General features: G+C 37.0%; 15 protein-coding genes and 1 other RNA gene. 9 read left to right on the top strand and 7 right to left on the bottom strand.

What is annotated here, in order from left to right:
• Positions 1-46: 46 nt before the first annotated feature.
• The 5 genes from ABXH06_RS03305 (at position 47) to ABXH06_RS03285 (ending at position 5,262) form a co-directional block, all read left to right on the top strand.
• Positions 47-2,068, top strand: coding sequence for an AAA family ATPase (locus tag ABXH06_RS03305; RefSeq protein ID WP_353517287.1), 2,022 nt, complete (start codon positions 47-49; stop codon positions 2,066-2,068).
• An 80-nt stretch (positions 2,069-2,148) separates the two neighbouring features.
• Entirely contained in the window at positions 2,149-2,571 is a 423-nt protein-coding gene (locus tag ABXH06_RS03300; protein WP_353517286.1) for a DUF6641 family protein, read from the top strand.
• 80 nt (positions 2,572-2,651) lie between these two features.
• Positions 2,652-3,062, top strand: coding sequence for a DUF2787 family protein (locus ABXH06_RS03295; protein ID WP_353517285.1), 411 nt, complete (start codon positions 2,652-2,654; stop codon positions 3,060-3,062).
• Between the two features lie 435 nt (positions 3,063-3,497).
• Entirely contained in the window at positions 3,498-4,019 is a 522-nt protein-coding gene (locus ABXH06_RS03290; protein WP_353517284.1) for an exonuclease/endonuclease/phosphatase family protein, read from the top strand.
• A gap of 106 nt (positions 4,020-4,125) precedes the next feature.
• Positions 4,126-5,262, top strand: coding sequence for an SEL1-like repeat protein (locus tag ABXH06_RS03285; protein ID WP_353517283.1), 1,137 nt, complete (start codon positions 4,126-4,128; stop codon positions 5,260-5,262).
• 799 nt (positions 5,263-6,061) lie between these two features.
• Here ABXH06_RS03285 and ABXH06_RS03280 read toward each other — a convergent pair.
• From ABXH06_RS03280 to rsmI, 5 genes are all read right to left on the bottom strand, one after another.
• Positions 6,062-8,377 (bottom strand): P-loop ATPase, Sll1717 family, encoded by a 2,316-nt coding sequence (locus tag ABXH06_RS03280; protein WP_353517282.1) that lies wholly within the window; start codon positions 8,375-8,377, stop codon positions 6,062-6,064.
• A gap of 260 nt (positions 8,378-8,637) precedes the next feature.
• Positions 8,638-10,404 carry a DUF3258 domain-containing protein gene (locus tag ABXH06_RS03275; RefSeq protein ID WP_353517281.1) on the bottom strand — a complete coding sequence of 589 codons (1,767 nt, stop codon included), beginning with the start codon at positions 10,402-10,404 and terminating at the stop codon, positions 8,638-8,640.
• Positions 10,405-10,654: 250 nt separating this feature from the next.
• An RNA gene (gene rnpB / locus ABXH06_RS03270) (RNase P RNA component class A) lies at positions 10,655-11,038 on the bottom strand.
• Positions 11,039-11,085: 47 nt separating this feature from the next.
• Entirely contained in the window at positions 11,086-11,796 is a 711-nt protein-coding gene (locus tag ABXH06_RS03265) for a transporter substrate-binding domain-containing protein (protein ID WP_353517280.1), read from the bottom strand.
• A gap of 55 nt (positions 11,797-11,851) precedes the next feature.
• Positions 11,852-12,700 (bottom strand): 16S rRNA (cytidine(1402)-2'-O)-methyltransferase, encoded by an 849-nt coding sequence (gene rsmI, locus ABXH06_RS03260; RefSeq protein ID WP_353517279.1) that lies wholly within the window; start codon positions 12,698-12,700, stop codon positions 11,852-11,854.
• A 76-nt stretch (positions 12,701-12,776) separates the two neighbouring features.
• Here rsmI and ABXH06_RS03255 point away from each other — a divergent pair, with 76 nt between their 5' ends.
• Genes ABXH06_RS03255 through dolP form a run of 4 tightly spaced genes read left to right on the top strand, consistent with a single transcriptional unit; the run spans position 12,777 to position 16,236 of the window.
• Complete coding sequence (locus ABXH06_RS03255; RefSeq protein ID WP_353517278.1) at positions 12,777-14,630, top strand: penicillin-binding protein activator; 1,854 nt, start codon at positions 12,777-12,779, stop codon at positions 14,628-14,630.
• Between the two features lie 19 nt (positions 14,631-14,649).
• Positions 14,650-15,018 carry a YraN family protein gene (locus ABXH06_RS03250; RefSeq protein WP_353517277.1) on the top strand — a complete coding sequence of 123 codons (369 nt, stop codon included), beginning with the start codon at positions 14,650-14,652 and terminating at the stop codon, positions 15,016-15,018.
• A 52-nt stretch (positions 15,019-15,070) separates the two neighbouring features.
• The gene (locus tag ABXH06_RS03245) at positions 15,071-15,658 is read left to right on the top strand and encodes a phosphoheptose isomerase (protein ID WP_303449478.1); all 588 of its coding nucleotides are present in this window, start codon (positions 15,071-15,073) and stop codon (positions 15,656-15,658) included.
• Between the two features lie 5 nt (positions 15,659-15,663).
• The gene (gene dolP / locus ABXH06_RS03240) at positions 15,664-16,236 is read left to right on the top strand and encodes a division/outer membrane stress-associated lipid-binding lipoprotein (protein WP_311584329.1); all 573 of its coding nucleotides are present in this window, start codon (positions 15,664-15,666) and stop codon (positions 16,234-16,236) included.
• 82 nt (positions 16,237-16,318) lie between these two features.
• On the opposite strand, the gene ABXH06_RS03235 is transcribed toward dolP, so the two are convergent.
• Together ABXH06_RS03235 and sspA are read right to left on the bottom strand one after the other, a co-directional pair.
• On the bottom strand, positions 16,319-16,771 hold the full coding sequence (locus ABXH06_RS03235) for a ClpXP protease specificity-enhancing factor (RefSeq protein WP_311584332.1): 453 nt from the start codon (positions 16,769-16,771) through the stop codon (positions 16,319-16,321).
• 5 nt (positions 16,772-16,776) lie between these two features.
• Positions 16,777-17,418: a stringent starvation protein SspA gene (gene sspA, locus ABXH06_RS03230; RefSeq protein WP_311584335.1), complete on the bottom strand. Its 642-nt coding sequence runs from the start codon at positions 17,416-17,418 to the stop codon at positions 16,777-16,779.
• Between the last annotated feature and the right edge of the window lie 73 nt (positions 17,419-17,491).

Raw genomic sequence — 17,491 nt, 5'->3', positions numbered from 1 at the left:
TATTTAGCCTGTTAACTTGGTACCAAAGCAGATATGAAGGAAGTCCATGAAAACAGTCGAATCTAATGCTCGCTACATTGCATCAACGATTACAAAAAAGGTGTTTGATGTTGAAGTCTTTGACGCAGAATTCATACAAGAACTACCCAGAGATATCATCAGTCGCATTACGGGTAAACGTTTTAAAAAGCTGTATGGCAATTGCCCTCAAAAAAAGCTATCCGCATTTAAAACAGCATTATCGATGGTCAACATAGATGAGTCTTTGACTGTTTCATTTGACCATAATCTACAAATTTTAACCGAGAAGCTTGAATTGCCTGAAACATGTAAGCAGGTATTAAAGCTTTGTGCTGTTACAACTATAAATGAAGGCCTTTATGCATTTTTCGAAGAGCACCTTCGCCACTGGGTAAGTGATGTCGATATTGTCATTGCCGAAACGTTAGCATTAACTGTAGACGAGCTAACGTGCGCAGTGCAATTGATATCAAATACTTCGCTTTTTGAACAAGGAGATAAATCTATTTTCGGGTTGTTGTTAATGCCCTATGCGTTAGCGAACAATTTAATGAAGGAAAAAGCCACGTCATATAATGATTTACTTGATGGTCTTTATTATCAAATACCAACAACTTCTTTGACCTTAAACGATTATCCACACCTTGAACTGAGCTATATCAGCAAATACTTAAAGCATGCGATAAGTCATAAAACGGTTGGTGTAAATATTCTTTTATACGGAAGTGTTGGCACAGGCAAAACATCTCTATCACAAGTATTAAGTCGATATGCAAAAGCGAGCTTGATTGCCGTTAAAGCCGCGGGAGAAAACCTGTATAGAAATATAGATGAAATCAATACCGACAGTAATATCGCCCACCTTCGGTTACAGCACTTCCGGTTAATGCAAAAGCTATTCAAGCCCGATAAGTTTAGCTGTTTATTAATTGATGAAGCGGAGGATATATTTGCCGAAAGCTATACGAACCAAAGGGTTAGTAAGGACCGACTTCACAGTGTGCTACACTGCAACGAGTTACCAACCTTTTGGATCACTAATCACGTAGATTTAATTCCAGAAAGCGTCATTCGCAGATTTAGCTACGTGCTGTCAGTTGGTGTTCCGCCCCAAAATATCAAGGCTGAAATATTATCGAAACCACTCACTGGACTTAGACTATCAAGTGAGTACAAGAATTCACTCGCCGACATGCCTGATTTAGCACCAGCGCATGTGGTTAACGCCAGCAGCATTGCTAGAGCGTTACACCTAACAGGAAAAAAAGCTGAAGAATGTATTAATCATCATATTGACCAGTGTTTATCGGCTTGTGGTTTACAGACTTCGGTAACTAGCTACAAACCAGAAATGGATTTTGACTCACGCTTTATTAACTTAAGCGGCTCACATACCAAAATTGAACATGTGATTGATACGGTAAATAACTTCACAGGCGCGAGGTGTTTATTACTTGGTGCTGCTGGTACAGGTAAAAGTGCCTTGGTTCATCATATTGCCGAAACACTAGAGCAAGAGTTAATCACCATTAAACCGAGTGATGTACTTTCAAAGTATGTCGGTGAAGCTGAGCAGAATATTGCCAAACTTTTTAAGCAAGCACATGACAGTGATGCGATTATTTTCTTAGATGAAGTCGATAGCGTTTTAACATCTCGCGATATTGTCTCACAGCAACATGAGAGACAGCTTGTAAATCAAATCCTCGTTGAATTAGACCGAACTGAACAAACTGTGTTCGCGGCAACAAACTACGCTAAAAATCTCGATGGTGCACTCCTACGTCGTTTTGATTTCAAACTGAATTTTGAATACTTAACAACGAAGCAAGTACTCACATTATACGAAGAAAACTTTGGTAGTTTTTCTACCACCATTAAAGAAAAGTTAGCCAAGTTAACCTGCTTATCGCCTGGAGACTTTGCAATAGTTTCTAGAAGAAACCGTATGAGTAATAAGCCGTTAAGTGACAGTAAAAACCTCGACATTTTAAACCAAGAAAACAATCGTAAATTACCAAGCAAAGCTATCGGCTTTGTAAATTAAGCAACCAAATTTTTAACCGAAGCATCTTTAATTCCAAAGCAATGCTTAAACCACAACCTAAACCTTAAAAGGAAAACACCATGAGTATTTTAAAATCACTCACGTTAACCCCTGCCATAAACAAAAATGCAGGCAACCCAAGAAGGCAGAAGTTACTCAACCGCCTTGATGTACAGTTAAAAATGGCTGAGGCATTAATCAACAATAACTCTTACGTACCAACGAAAGAAAAGTTTAAGCTCGATGAAGTAACAGGCTTAAAGAACAAAATTTCCGTCCAGAAAAACGTGGCTAAATGGTGGCTGAAAGTTGACAATATTTACTATTTTTCAGTTCGCTATGGTAATAAGCCATTGGAATTATCTAAAGGAAATTTCAGCATCAAAGTTGGCGATGAATCAGATCTTGTTCCCACTATAAAAAAAGTAATAGAAGCCGTTGCTAATGGTGAACTCGATACGCTATTAGAGAACGTAACCACCAACCTTTCTAAAAAGAAATAACCCTACTCTGCCTAATGAAGCCCTACTCATATCAATAGGGCTTTTCTACTTCTACACAATTTAAAACCAAAGGACATGACATGATTCGAATTAAACACGAAAATTTAGCTGTACAAATGAGCCCAATGTTTACACTTTATATTGCCGATTTATTAGCACCGTACGAAAATGAAAAAGCTGTGACGATTAATTTTCGTGATCCTAATTATAGTGCTGATGACGGTGGTTATCACCCTGTTGAAATACGGTTAGAAAATGAAGGTGATGGGTGGCGCTTCTTATATATTACTGACTATTGTTTTGTCGGCAGTAGCTATATGGCTGAACTTGCAAAAGATTTAGACTTTGATTTCGGCGCTGGGGTATTCAAAAACCTGTTTGGCTCATACCCTATCGAGCAAGCAATAGAAATGTTCCAAATTTGGGAAACGAACTTTGTTTATTATGCGATGGAATCTAAAGTGTTTAAGATAAAGTTTACCTTAGATTAGCGTTAAACCTTAAAATACGTGACTCTAATTGAGAGTCACAAAGCCAATTAACAATTAAATCCCCAACTTAAAACATTGTATTAATGTTGTATATTTATTGTCACGCCTTCTAACTTCTCTAGTCATATACACTTATCATTTTAAACCTACACCAATTAACAAAATGAACTGGAAACCATTTAATAAAATTGATGAACTACCAACTCAAACAAACATTATAGTTTGGCTTAATAAAACCAATGTTTGGTTAGAGGCCTCACGTACTATGCAAAATAAATTGCTCTGTTCTTACTTCGGGGAGGATGTCGATTTGACCCAAGAAGATATTTCGTATTATTTTATCCCTTCACCCCCAATAGAGATTAGTGCAACGGCTGTTGATGAACTCAATTCACCATGTAAGAATAAGCCTAATTATAAATAAGGCAATTTAAAATGAAAAAGTACCTAACGTTTGCTCTTGTATTCACTTCGCTTTTATCTTCTGAAATATTAGCCGAGCAACTGAAGATTGCCTCATGGAATATGGCTTGGTTAAGCTCACATAAATATAACAAGCGAGTAGATAAAGACTATCTAGAGTTATCTACATACGCTAAAAAGCTAGATGCCGATATTATTGCGCTTCAAGAAGTTGAGGACGCAATATGGGCTAGCAAAGTTTTTGGCGATGAATATGATTATTACTTTTCAACCAAGAACTGGGTTCAAAGTGTCGGCGTTGCGAATAGATTGATGTACCAAGCTAGTTTATTAATGATTAGGTTGGCTGAGAGTGGAATAGTGGTACTCCCAATCCATGACGGATTTATCGTTCAACAACGATATGTTAACTCTCTACGCGATATGATGGTTAATTGCTTCAGGACAATAACAGAAGGAGAAGTCTACGTCCCTGCTCTTGAAGTTATCGTACATGATGACATAGACTTTGATGACCATTTCGATACTTATTAGTTGTATTATGCAAGACGAATTTACTTTGAAAGTCTTTAGTAATCAGCATTAGCCCCTCAAATTTAAACGGATATTTCGACAAAAATTAACTTAGCGAATTATGGAAATGTTAAAATTAAATAAATTGAAATCAATTCAATTAATCTACTCCACAATAGCAGTTCTGATTCTTAGTAGCTGTTCAACTATAATGCCTACGTCATCACAAAACTTTGAGACTTTTTTTAATTATGCAAGTTATGACACAGCGGTATTCTCGTCTACAGGAGCTCGAGAGGGTATTACTTCAAAAAAAGGAAAGAAATACCTGTACTATAGTTATGCTAAGCTTGCTCAGTATGGACTATTTCCAACCCATAGCTTCAAAATAGAGTCATTCGGTACTCCTATTTGGGCTGTAAGCAACGAAAATAATAAAGACTGCATTTTTAAAGCCTCATTTTCTCCACGCGAAACCCAAAATTGGACTCAACTGAGAATAGCAAAAGAGTTTTACCTTTGTTCAGCAACGAACGGTTACTCCTCATCAATGATAAACCTCGCTGCCTTGATTAGAGATGAAACAGACACAAGATATGGAAATAGTATTGATTGGTTGATTAAAGCATCTTCTTTAGGGCATCCTCAGGCAATAAATATATTAGCTTCACAGGGTATAAAGCTTCCTCCAGTTATTCAAAATCCTGATGACATAAATCTCGATTTAAAGCACTCAAACTCTATCGATATTATGTTTGAAAATCATGATCCTAAAGCAGGCAGAGAGCGTTGGAGAGAACTAACTAAAGATCATAACGAAGGTATGAATAGTCTGTTTAATTTTATTAAAGTGGCAGCATTGGTTACGTTAGCAGCAGATACTCTTGGTGATGACAGTAATCTGAATACAGCTAACAATGTATTAAGTAACTATTCGGATAATTTACAATCGAAAAGCCACAGTCCTCCCACAAGATATAATGCTATTAAGTCTGTAAAACCAATGACTAATTCATCTAAAGAAATGATACCTAGCTCCGCTTCATGTGACTGTATATGTGTAAACGGAGTTGTTAAAGCAATTTGTAATGACCCTCTGGTTATTGTACCAATATGTCCGCCACAAACGTGCCCAATAGTTACCCCAACAATAAAACCAATAGATACTCCTAAAGTTGCTCCTATTGGTACAAGTCATTGCTCATTACAACAAGTTTACAATTCACTAATAAAAGCATACGAATGGAAGAATCTGTGCTACTAAGTATATACGCAAGCATGTCCCCCCTGTTAAGTGCCTTGTATTCGACCAATACGCTCCTGTTGGAAGTTTGGTTGCATTTCTCTAAGTACAGCATATATGATTCTTCGAACCTGTTTAGGAGCGTTCGAATTAGACAAATCAATAAGCGAGTTTAACCTGCTTACAATGCGCAAGGCTTCAAGTTTATCTTTGGTTTGTAAGGATACCCTAAGGGAGGATTTGTTGATCGATTTACGAAATGTATAAGACCCGTGTTGGTTTGTTACTAAGTTCATTTGGTCAACCTATATAGTCAACCTAAACACCTGCTTAATGCTAGTAACTCCATGAACCCTTTGGTCTTTAAGGGCTCAAGGGACAAATGGTACCGGTGGGCGGACTCGAACCGCCACGCATTGCTGCAACGGATTTTGAAGTATCAAGCCAAACTAAAACGCTTATATTTCAACAAATTAAACCCGCCTAAAACACACTTTGCACAATATATGCAAAACAACATTCTTGAGCATACACTTGATTTCTATATTATTTACATCTAAAACACTCAATAAATGGCTAAACAAGTTGCTAAACATGTAATAGATAAAACACTACACATTGTTAAATATGACAATAGCAATCTCTGTATGCCCCTTTAAAGTTGATAGAAAGTGGTACACAAAAGCTACTGAACAAGAAGAGCAAAATCACTCTACCACTACAAAATGAGGTACTAGCTGAGGTAAAAATGAGATGTAAGGTCATACTTAAAAATGATTGATTAGCTAACATAATAGGTATGCTAGCTAATTATTCAAAACTAGGTTTCAATCATAAGCGCAGGCCAGAAAGCAGGGTTAATAAAAAACACTGAGCTTTTATTTTTTTTCATTACGCCTTCCATCAGTTTCATACTGTAATTGAAGTTATAAATATATTGAACTTCGCTTTTTAACTGAACGCCTAAAAAACCATACCAAACAAGCAGCTCAAATACGTCATTAATTTGATCTGAACTTACTCCAAAATCAGATAAAACTTTGTTTATTTCAGCTTTCGATATTTTCGCTTTTGAAGCTATAAACGCGTAAAGTAAATCTTCGGCGTTATTGGCAACATCCGAAATTTCATAACTAATATCGGTAAGCAAGTCTGTGGAATATGCAGCCAAGCCTTTAGTGATATCCTCTTCTTGAATTCGTTCGTGATTGAGGTTAATTGCGAAGCTCTTACATTGGCTTATTAGGTTTAAAAGAAACCGTGGTCTCATAAGTGATCTGTTGATCAAATACTCTGACGACTCTTCCCCTTTATAATGACTAACACATAACCTACGCCATAACCCTTCAAACGAATCATCACCGTTAGTGTGACTGTATACTATTCTTAACCTAATCAGTTCGCGGAGCAAATCTGAGTCAGTCCAATCAAGAAGAACTTTCGCTTCTTTACCTCTATCAGAGGTTTCTCGAACTAAAAGCTCATAAACATCATTTCTCAAAAAGATGATTGTATTAACATTTACATTAGAGCGACTAAATTGTCTTTCTATTTTTTTTGTAGCATCTATCAATGCTCGAATAATTAATAAATCTTCGTGCTGTAAGCCAGATGTAGGCCAACCTTTGTCTATATTATCGAAAAGTAACCAGCAAGTATCCTTTCTTTTCATATAAGATATTAACTGCTGGCTCAATTCCTTAACGTCATGTGAATATAGCATTTCTGTAATTTTTGAAACCGGTAACCCTACTGATACTTCATCACCATATTGCGAACGATACTCTGTTGTTATCTTTTCCATTAATGAAGTCATTCGCTCGGAAAAGTCGCCTTCTGTGACATAGCCTTCAGCATTATATAATTCTGCTAACTTTCTGTATGGCTCATAAAGGTCATGATCATGTACATGTTGTTCTCTATCAGACTCTAGAATCTTGTAACATATCTCCAATAACAAAACATATTCCCAAAATGCCATTATGGTATGTTGAAACGTACCTTCTTCTAAAAAAGAAAGGATTAGTTCTTTAAACTTAATTAATTTATAGCCATCAGGCTTTAAATCTAAAACAATATTGTCTTTTTTATTTCTTTCTTTATCTCTAACTTGTAGAAAAATAGCAGACTTACCTGCGCCTTTTCGACCTACCACTATATTTGCTTCACCCCTGATCGATTTAAAGAACTGATCCGTTTTGAGGTAATAATTTTGCAAGGTTCTCATTTCATTTTCAGCAGAGCTAGCTCCTAACTCTAGAGATTGAAGAAATGACTCTTTTTCTTGAGGCAAGCTAACAATATCCTGCTGAAAAGCTTCTGCAATTTTTCCTGCAAAATCTGCTATGACCTCGTTTATATCATTAGGGTGATAAGTTGCGTTGACAATGTCTCTATAATCTATTGGAACCGGACCTTCACCATTTTGCAACATACAAGTGGCCTTTCCCAAGCCATGTGACAAACCAGCTAAAAAAGCTCCTCTCATATTGTTTATTTCTGCTCCTTCATCACTTGAATCAAGCAATGGAACGACCACACCATGAGATTGAGATACTTGAGAAATTGCATCATTTGCCGAAAGGCGTGGCTGTTCATTAGGATCAAATGAACGAAATAGATAACGTGCTTTTTTTATTCTAGAAACTATTCGTGTTGCCCAATCGGTTTTAAATAGTCCTTCAAGTAAATAAACTGGTGACTTAATATTAATTTTTTGCGGTATTTTTATTACTTTGTAATCATCTACCGACTCGAAGAAAGCAGCCAACTCATCTGAGTTTTGATATATTTGATACCCTAATGTATCAAATATTCCAACATCTCTTATTGAAGGGTGCAGGTCTTTAATACTGGCATTTTTTGTAAGTAATAACTTTTTACCTTTCCCAATAGCATACCCAGCTTCATAAGTAACATTAAAGTTTAAAACAGATATATCAGCCACTACAAAGTCAGATTCATCAATACTTTGTAATACTTCTTCAGCAATAAAACTTCCCACAACATCCATTGCAGTCCATGACTTTACTGATATTTTACTTTTATTTATTTTACTTAGCGCTACCTCTATCGTTTGTCCAATAGATTTTGGGTTTGCCGCATATGCATAAAATCCATTTTTAATACCTGACATACTATTCTCGTAGCTCTTATTAATATGATTTAATACTGCCACTTTTATACTTAAAATGAAATAACTCCATGTATTTTCTTTACTTAATCCTATGTTCTATTTAATTCTGAAATAGTGATTTTATTTATTTTAAGCAAAAAAAGCCCCATCCAATTAAGAATAAGGCTTTAATAATGGTACCGGAGGACGGACTCGAACCGCCACGCATTGCTACAATGGATTTTGTATCCCTCGTGTATACATATTAATAAGAATAATACTTAAATTTCAAACGAATCAATAATCGGTATCAGGTTTTTAATCTCTGTTACTCTGTGCGTGTAATTACTGGTAATACCGAATGAACTAATTTCGTGACCAACAATTTGTTGGAGTAAATTAATATTCACATCTGGCTCACTCATACATTTAGTAATAAACGTATGACGAATACTATGAAATGAGCGAATATGATCTAGCTCATTCGTCGGTGGAATTTCTAAGCTTGCCATATGGCGAGGCATCCAGCCTGTAACTATTTCAACATTAGTTAATGTTTCAAAAACTCTATCTTTACAACTTTGAACATAATCGATAAAACCAGCTTCAACTAAAGCATTATGCACAGGTATTTTTCTTTTAGAGTTAACAGTTTTCAGGTTTTGACTTTCATGCTCATCAGTAATAAGTAGATAATAACGTTTAGTACTCTCATCATATTTAACGTCGCTTTTTCTAAGCTGTACCAACTCACCTCGTCTTGCACCTGTGTATATTCCAATGCGAATAATCCACTTCTTCCACAGCGTTTTTTCTTTATCGGCTGCATTTAGCATCCGCATTAATTCATTATCACTGAATATGCCACGAGTTCTCGCCTTAAAGTTACGCTTTATAGAGCAAGGAGAATTCGTGATATAGGCGATGGTGTCTTTTTTCGCATAAGAAAACACACTCATTATCCATTTATAATATTGCTCAACCGACTTAGGTGATTGTAAGTCTTCATCTGGAACATCAACTTCCAATCGTTGTTCCCAAGTCATTTTGTTATATGGCGCAATATTCATTCGCGGTAATTCAAAACACCTATCTATAAAACGCCCTATATCTTGTGGTGTATAGGTATCAATAGGTTTATCTTCAGCAATTGCTTGCCAGATAATATGTAATCGCTCATAGCTCTTTTGCATTTTATCCGAAAGTTTATCTTTCTTAATTTTATGGTCTAAGAACTCAGTATAAACTTTAGAGAATAACGGTTTCGTTGAGACAGGCTTTTCAGGTTTGCTTGGTAATACCGTACTAGCAGTATTGGAAGATAAGAGTTGCTGTAATTGTCGCTCGGTTGTGGTATCGCTTTCAAAAACCGCCTGTAGTAAGTCATTTTTCACGTTAACTGATGTGGTTAACTTACTCACTAACATTTTAAATGCTAATGATGAGGTATTCGCTTCATAGCCTTTACTTAATAGTAACTGCCTTGCCATTTCATCAATACCGCTTTCATCAACATCATCAGATAAACCAACTAGTACTTTAACCATTGAAGATAACTCGTCCATAAATGGCCATTTATCATCTTCTGATAAACCAGCAATGACTTCTTGCAGGCGCTTTGTTCGCGTTTCGTTACTAGGGGCTTGAGCAATATACGTAAGCTGTTCTTTAAAGTGATTATCGTCACTGAGCAGGTTTGTTTGGCCTAAAACCTTAATAGCATGTGCGCCATTAGAATAGCCTTGCTCAAGCTCTGCAATTAAAACATCAATGTCACTTACCGAAAGTTGCTTTAGCATGGCGTCCTTTATCTTCATTAGCATGGGCTTAACGTCACTAGTGTCTAATGATTTTGAAATGATAACAAGTTGTTTTAACTGTTGAATGTAAGGCTTGAATTGATTAACACGTTTGATTGCTGAAATCAGGTTTTGAGTTTGTAGTCCAATACGGATTTCCCTAGTGCCTAACCGCTTTGGCAGTTTTATTCGAAAATAGAACCGCTGTTTACGTAGGTATAAGTACTTATTGCCAGTAACAGCTTTCATTAAATTAGGTTAGTTAGTCACCGTGTATCACACCGTGTACCAATTTTTACTGCTTAATTTTGAGAATTTGAATAGATCGTATCAGGCAAAAATTAAAGTAGAAACAAAAACCTGAGTCAATTTTTTGAAATGAAATTTTGATGCTGAATAGTAAAACCGTGTACCAATCCGTGTACCAATTTTTTTAATGTAACGATTTGATATGAAAGGATTTTAGTAAACCGCTTGATAATTCAAGCGGTTACTAAAATTGATGAGCTAACACATAAGCCGGGTTTTGTATCTCTTCCGAAGAAAAGTGACAATCATTCGTCTAGGCTATAAATCGCTCTATAGCTCAAGCAACCTACCCGAATTCAACGCGAGCCACGCCATACGAATTCCTATTTGGTCTTGCTCCGGGTGGAGTTTACCTTGCAATTACTGTTACCAGCAATCCGGTGCGCTCTTACCGCACCCTTTCAGCCTTACCTGTGAAATCTCGAAAGATAACCATCGGCGGTCTTCTCTCTGCTGCACTTGTCGTCGGCTTACGCCGCCCAGGCGTTACCTGGCACCCTGCTCATTGGAGCCCGGACTTTCCTCCCCCTAATAATATCGAAATAAATTAGGCAGCGATTGTCTAGTCAACTCGAGGCGCATTCTACCTGATAGAACCACCAAGGCCAACAGATAAAGTCGTTAGTTAATAACTTTCCCTGTAAACGATTCTTTAATGGCCTGTGTTAGCTGGGGCACTATCGCTTGATGCCTTTTACGAATAAAATGATAAAGCTCAATAACTTCTAATTCTTTCATACAATGGTTTTTATTATTTTCTAGGCGAGATCTTACTGTTTCAGGTAGTAATTTTTCAGAAATAATAATCACATCAACGCGATGTGCTTGTAACATTGCCAAAGCCTGTTCATTGGTCTCTACTTCCAAAAATTCAATATTATGTTTTATTAAACGAGACTTAATTGATATAAAACCTCTTAAAAAAGCAACTTTGCTAGACTTTATCGACTCCCATGTTGAAAAACATTGGTTTACATTATTGCCATAACTTCTCATTGAGAGTGATAAGATAGGAATAGGTATCATAATGTAGTCAATTAAATTTTGAGCGAGTTCTGCTGACCTAACAAGCTCAGCATCCACCCAATCGCTGTTATTAGCCGTTGCTAATGATCTTATCGTCGGTAAACGAACAATTTCAGCATCCACCCCAATTTTTTGATAGGACTCAAGCAGTGTATTTTCAACGCTAGGTAAGACAGCTGCGATATCTGGAGCTGTTATTTTAAATGTATTTTTGGTTGACTCAGCAGAGAGTACACCACTGAAAAATAATAATAAAATATAAATTTTATTGAATGAACGATGTAAAAATCTTCGTCTAAAATCCATGTTTTTTTCTTTCCAATTAAGCGAAGATTTTCGCTTTAATAACCAAGATAATAAGTTATTTAAACGATAATGCTATATCGTAAAGAGCATTTTTCTTAATGCCGTGAATTTCAGCCGTGATGGCACACGCTTTTTTAGGCTTCATTTCTGCTAATAATAATTTTAACGTCGCAATGGCTTGTGGAGATATTTCATTAACATCCGCTTTATAGCCTTCAATAATTAAAACCATTTCACCCTTTAATTGATTAGGATCTTGCTCTAACCATGTCAGTAAATTTTCTGCCATGTCAGAGTATATTGTCTCAAAGGTTTTAGTCAGCTCTCTTGCGATAACAACATATCGATTACCACCTAAAGTTTCAACGATATCTTTGACTGTATCAATTGCTCTTCGAGGCGCATCATAAAACACCATAGTTCTGACTTCATGTTCTAGCGATTGTAAAACCGTTTTTCGGGCACCAGATTTTGACGGTAAAAATCCTTCAAAACTGAATCTATCTGTTGGTAAACCAGCTACCGACAATGCTGATATCGCAGCACAAGCGCCAGGTACAGGTGATACTTTCAAACCTAAACTCCGACAGTGCCTAACTAAATGAAATCCAGGGTCACTGATTAATGGAGTACCTGCATCGGAGACTAAAGCAATATTTTTACCTTCTTGCAATAAGCTGGCAACATAGTCTTGTTTTTGTCTTTCGTTATGATCGTGCAGTGATAAGGTTTTATTCGAGATAGAAAAAGCAGACAATAATTTCTTAGTATGTCGAGTATCTTCACAGGCAATAATATCGACGCTTGCAAGGATATCTAACGCCCGTTGACTAATGTCGGCTAAATTACCAATCGGGGTGGCAACAATATATAAGGTACCTAAAAGTTCTGCTTTATCTGTCATTTATCTATACTTGTGTTGAGCCAATTGAAGATGACGTTTATTATACAGTAACTAGATAAATTACGGGCTTTTCTTTGTGAACAAAAATTTATTATCACAGCGCACTTTTTCCCTACTGATCTTATTCTTGCTAACGAGTACATTGTTTAGTTGCTCCACTAACAAAGTCAGCCCAAAAAAAACGATCCCGACTGAAAGTACTGTTGAAATTCGTCAAGACAAGGCCGTCAGCGCAGCAGAATATCTCAGACAAGCTAAGCAAGCCCCTATTCAACAGTCAATCAATTTATTGATAGCAGCAAGTGCTCGTTTTATTGAGGAAAATCAACTAGCCAAAGCTTTATGGCTCGCAGACCAAACACTACCTCTTACGGAAAGTGACATTCAGCAAAAACAACTTTTGCTAATTAAAGCACAAAGTTTACTCCTGGCAAATAATCCCGAGTTATCACTAGAAAGCCTTAAAAAAATTGAACAAGTTAATTTGCTTTCAGAGTCTTTTCAGCTTACCTACTATCAAACACTCGCAGAAGTTCAACACCAACGAGGGTTGAATTTAGCTGCTGTAGATGCTCGTTTAAGAGCATTTAAGTTACATCCCAACATCACGAATATAGATGTAGAAACGCTCTGGCTCGCCCTTAATCAATTATCCCAATGGGAAATTGAACAACTCGTTTCAGCGCAGCCGCCTCATATCGATGGTTGGCAGCAACTGTTAAACTTTGCTCATCGCTTTGGGTATGATTCAACCAGCTTTAACCGTTACTTAACCCAATGGCAAAGGCAATTTCCACTTCATCCTGCGAACCCATTAATTCCACAATTAATGAACGAACAATTAACTTTTGCTGAACACCAGCAAAACATTGCCATTATCCTACCACTTTCGGGAAGACAGAAAGCAGCGGGAGAGTCGGCACAACAAGGCATTTTATCGGCGTATAATAATGATCAAAGCAAGAAACTTTATTTTATCGATTCCAATCATCTTGATATGACGACCCTGAGTCAAACCTTTATAACTCAAGAAATTAACTACGTGATTGGCCCTTTGCTAAAAGAAAATGTTGATCTATACCTTGCTCAACCAGACCTTACCTTACCTACATTGTTATTTAATTCACCGACAAAAGAAGCTTTAAAAGATCAACATATGGTGCTTTCAATGAACCCTGCAGACGAAGCAATTCAGGCAGCAACCACCTTAAGCCAAAAAAACTTTCACCATCCTATTATTTTTAGTCAAAAAGATAATGTCAGTAAACGTATCGCTGAAACATTCGCTAAGCAATGGCATAAAATCACCGGAAAAACACCAGAAACCGTTTATGTCAATGATGGCGCAACCATGCAGAATGAACTGAAAGACAGCCTTGGTGTTTCGACAAGCCAAACACGTATTAATAATATTGATAAGCGGATTAGGCAAAAAATTAAAACAGAAGCAAGAAATAGACGTGATTTAGATATGATCTATGTCGTTGGCTCCCCCAATGAGACCCGTTTATTAAAACCTTACATTGATGTAAATATCAGTCCTTTTGCGAAAAAAATCCCCATTTTTGCTAGTTCACGTAGCCACAGTGATAACGCCGATAAAAGTGATAGTCGTGATTTAACAGGATTACAGTTTACTGAAATGCCTTGGATCTTACCAAGTAAACAACAAAATCAACCGTTAAAGCAATTAACAGAAACTATTTGGCCCAACAAAAGTGATAGCCTACAACGCATATTTGCTATGGGTTATGACAGCTTATCGCTGATTGATAAATTTAACATGTTCAAGCAATACCCTTATATCAGACATTATGGGCAAACGGGTATTTTGAAATTAAACAATAATACGGTATTAACGCGTAGTTTATTATGGGGGCGTTACCAAATGGATATGGTACAAGAAATTGCTGTGGAACAAACAGAATAAAACCCGTCAAGCAACTCAAATGAGCAAAGTAACCAGCAAAGAGTTAGGTGACTTTTGGGAGCTTTACGCTGAGCGTTATTTAACCGACAATGGCTTATGCTTATTAAGTAAAAATTTTCATAGTCGCCAAGGCGAAATTGATTTGATCATGAAAGAAAACGACTGTTTTGTCTTTGTTGAAGTAAAATACCGTAAGAATAATCAATTTGGTGGCGCTATTTCGGCGGTTAGCCAACAAAAACAACAAAAAATCATCAAAACAGCAACATTTTTCCTACAACAGCAAAACTTAAATGAATATAATACCGCCTGTCGGTTTGACATCGTCGCCATTGAAGGCGATGCCAACAACCCAAAGATACAGTGGCTAAAAAATGCTTTTAGCTAAAGTCTATAATAGAATTAATTACCCAGCTTAAAATATGGAGCAAAGTTCATTTATGTTAGAACGAATTAAAAGCAATTTTACCGAAAGTATTCAAACTAAAATTGCTGCAAGCGAAGCGCTTGCCAGTCCAATTGAACAAGCGGGTATGGTGATGGTACAAAGCCTACTTGCGGGGCATAAAATTTTAGCTTGTGGAAATGGCGGCTCTGCCGGCGATGCTCAGCACTTTTCTGCGGAGTTATTAAATCGTTATGAAACTGAACGTCCTCCTTTACCAGCTATCGCATTAACCACCGACAGTTCAACGTTAACTTCAATAGGCAATGATTATCACTTTGATGAAGTGTTTTCAAAGCAAGTACGTGCGCTAGGGAATAATGGCGATGTGTTATTAGCCATTTCAACCAGTGGTAACTCTCGTAACGTCATTAAAGCAATTGAAGCCGCCGTAGCTCGAGATATGCCGATAATCGCCCTCACCGGTAAAGATGGTGGCGATATCGCAGGTTTATTAGGCGAAGGCGATGTTGAGATCCGTGTACCATCTTCACGTACAGCTCGAATTCAAGAAGTGCATTTAGTGGTCATTCATTGTTTATGCGACATTATTGATACCACCCTTTTCCCACAAGAAGAATAACCCGCATGAAATTAAAACAATTTATTTTTATTGCTTCCACAGCCGTTATTTTGCAAGGTTGTGTTGCTGCAGCTGTTGTAGGAGTTATTGGCGGAGCAACAGTTGTTAACGATAATCGCAGTTTAGGCAACCAAGTCGATGATCAAAAAATTGAACTCGTTGCTCATAATAATTTAGCGAAAGTAAACGGACTTTCAGATAATACTAACCTACAAGTGGTCAGTTTCAACGGTAAGGTTTTGGTTGTTGGTCAAGCACCAAATAGCTATTTAAAAGATTTAGCCATTAAAACCATTAATCAAGTTGAAGGGATTGAGCATATCTACGATCAAATCCGCATTGGCAATACTGTCTCTGTTACCACCAAAAGTAATGATGTTTGGTTAACCTCTAAAGTAAAAACAGCTTTATTTGCCAGTGATCAGCTTGATGCTACCAATATTAAAGTTGTCACAGAAAATGGGGAAGTGTTCTTAATGGGCTTAATTAAAAACAGTGAAGCCAATGCTGCCGTTGAAGTTGCTCGAAATATCAGTGGTGTGAATAAAGTATTTAAAATGTTTGAATATTTAGATTAAAGGAATCTTGGTATTTACAACATGGTGGCTCAGAATGAGCAGAACATAAAAAAAATCCACCTAATTTACTTAGGTGGATTTTTTATTTAACTACTTTTAAGCTCGCTCGACTTTTACTGGCACTTTTCGGTGCTAGAGCTTTGTCATCATCATCGGAGCTTACCGTTGATAAAGGCGCTGGAGTTGTTTCTTCGGGTAACTCTTCAACCTCAGGATGCTCTATCGCTAACGTAGTGCCGGCACCATTTTCTTTCGCAAAAATCGCAGCAACGGCGCCAAAGGGCACCACAATATTTTCAAGCTTGCCACCAAACCGCGCACTAAAGGCAATTTGTTCGCCAGCCATTGATATTGCTCCCACGGCAGATGATGAGATATTTAAGGTAATTTGACCGTCATTGACATATGACATTGGCACTAAAACACCATAAACATTTACATCAACTACTATATAAGGCGTGAGCTGATTATCAGATATCCAGTCATAAAAAGCCCTAACTATATAGGGCTTTGATGATGTCATTTCGTCAGACATCGAGATTAAACCGGATTTCCAAAACGTAATTCACGTTCGGCTTCTGTCAAAGAGGCTTGGAATGACTCACGTTCAAATAATTTAAGCATATAAGTTTTAAGTTCTTTAGACCCTTGTCCATCTAACTCAATTCCTAATACCGGTAAACGCCATAATAACGGTGCTAAATAACAATCAACTAAACTAAATTCTTCACTCATAAAGTAAGGCGCTTCGTTTAAAATAGGCGCAACACTTAATAAGCTTTCTTTTAATTCTTGTCGTGCTTTATCTGCTTTATCTGCTGGACCATTCAAAATGATCTTAGCTAAGCTATACCAGTCTTGCTCAACACGATGCATCATTAAACGACTACGTCCACGAGAAACAGGGTATACCGGCATCAATGGCGGATGAGGAAAACGCTCATCCAAATATTCAATGATAATTGATGCTTCATATAATGCTAATTCACGATCAATTAATGTTGGTACTGTTCCATATGGATTTAAGTCAATTAAATCTTCTGGCAAATTCGCCATATCAACCAAGTGAATATCTACACCAACGCCTTTCTCCGCCAACACAATACGTGTTTGGTGGCTATACATATCATCTGCATGAGAATATAAATTCATCACTGAGCGTTTGTTTGCAGCTACGGCCATTTTGCCTCCAAAATTCTACGATTAAAAAACTAACAATGGGGGCAAATGCCCCCAGAAAAAATTATGACACTAA

The sequence above is a fragment of the Thalassotalea sp. SU-HH00458 genome, assembly GCF_040362795.1.
Taxonomy (GTDB): Bacteria; Pseudomonadota; Gammaproteobacteria; order Enterobacterales; family Alteromonadaceae; genus Thalassotalea_H; species Thalassotalea_H castellviae.
The sequence above is the reverse complement of the archived record's forward strand: the minus strand, read 5'-3'. Positions and strand labels throughout refer to the sequence as shown.

What these genes read in the sequence shown, in the direction of transcription:
- ABXH06_RS03305 (WP_353517287.1), top strand. Translation starts at nt 47, where the DNA reads ATGAAAACAGTCGAATCTAATGCTCGCTACATTGCATCAACGATTACA.
- ABXH06_RS03300 (WP_353517286.1), top strand. Translation starts at nt 2,149, where the DNA reads ATGAGTATTTTAAAATCACTCACGTTAACCCCTGCCATAAACAAAAAT.
- ABXH06_RS03295 (WP_353517285.1), top strand. Translation starts at nt 2,652, where the DNA reads ATGATTCGAATTAAACACGAAAATTTAGCTGTACAAATGAGCCCAATG.
- ABXH06_RS03290 (WP_353517284.1), top strand. Translation starts at nt 3,498, where the DNA reads ATGAAAAAGTACCTAACGTTTGCTCTTGTATTCACTTCGCTTTTATCT.
- ABXH06_RS03285 (WP_353517283.1), top strand. Translation starts at nt 4,126, where the DNA reads ATGTTAAAATTAAATAAATTGAAATCAATTCAATTAATCTACTCCACA.
- ABXH06_RS03280 (WP_353517282.1), bottom strand. Translation starts at nt 8,377, where the DNA reads ATGTCAGGTATTAAAAATGGATTTTATGCATATGCGGCAAACCCAAAA.
- ABXH06_RS03275 (WP_353517281.1), bottom strand. Translation starts at nt 10,404, where the DNA reads ATGAAAGCTGTTACTGGCAATAAGTACTTATACCTACGTAAACAGCGG.
- ABXH06_RS03265 (WP_353517280.1), bottom strand. Translation starts at nt 11,796, where the DNA reads ATGGATTTTAGACGAAGATTTTTACATCGTTCATTCAATAAAATTTAT.
- rsmI (WP_353517279.1), bottom strand. Translation starts at nt 12,700, where the DNA reads ATGACAGATAAAGCAGAACTTTTAGGTACCTTATATATTGTTGCCACC.
- ABXH06_RS03250 (WP_353517277.1), top strand. Translation starts at nt 14,650, where the DNA reads ATGAGCAAAGTAACCAGCAAAGAGTTAGGTGACTTTTGGGAGCTTTAC.
- ABXH06_RS03245 (WP_303449478.1), top strand. Translation starts at nt 15,071, where the DNA reads ATGTTAGAACGAATTAAAAGCAATTTTACCGAAAGTATTCAAACTAAA.
- dolP (WP_311584329.1), top strand. Translation starts at nt 15,664, where the DNA reads ATGAAATTAAAACAATTTATTTTTATTGCTTCCACAGCCGTTATTTTG.
- ABXH06_RS03235 (WP_311584332.1), bottom strand. Translation starts at nt 16,771, where the DNA reads ATGTCTGACGAAATGACATCATCAAAGCCCTATATAGTTAGGGCTTTT.
- sspA (WP_311584335.1), bottom strand. Translation starts at nt 17,418, where the DNA reads ATGGCCGTAGCTGCAAACAAACGCTCAGTGATGAATTTATATTCTCAT.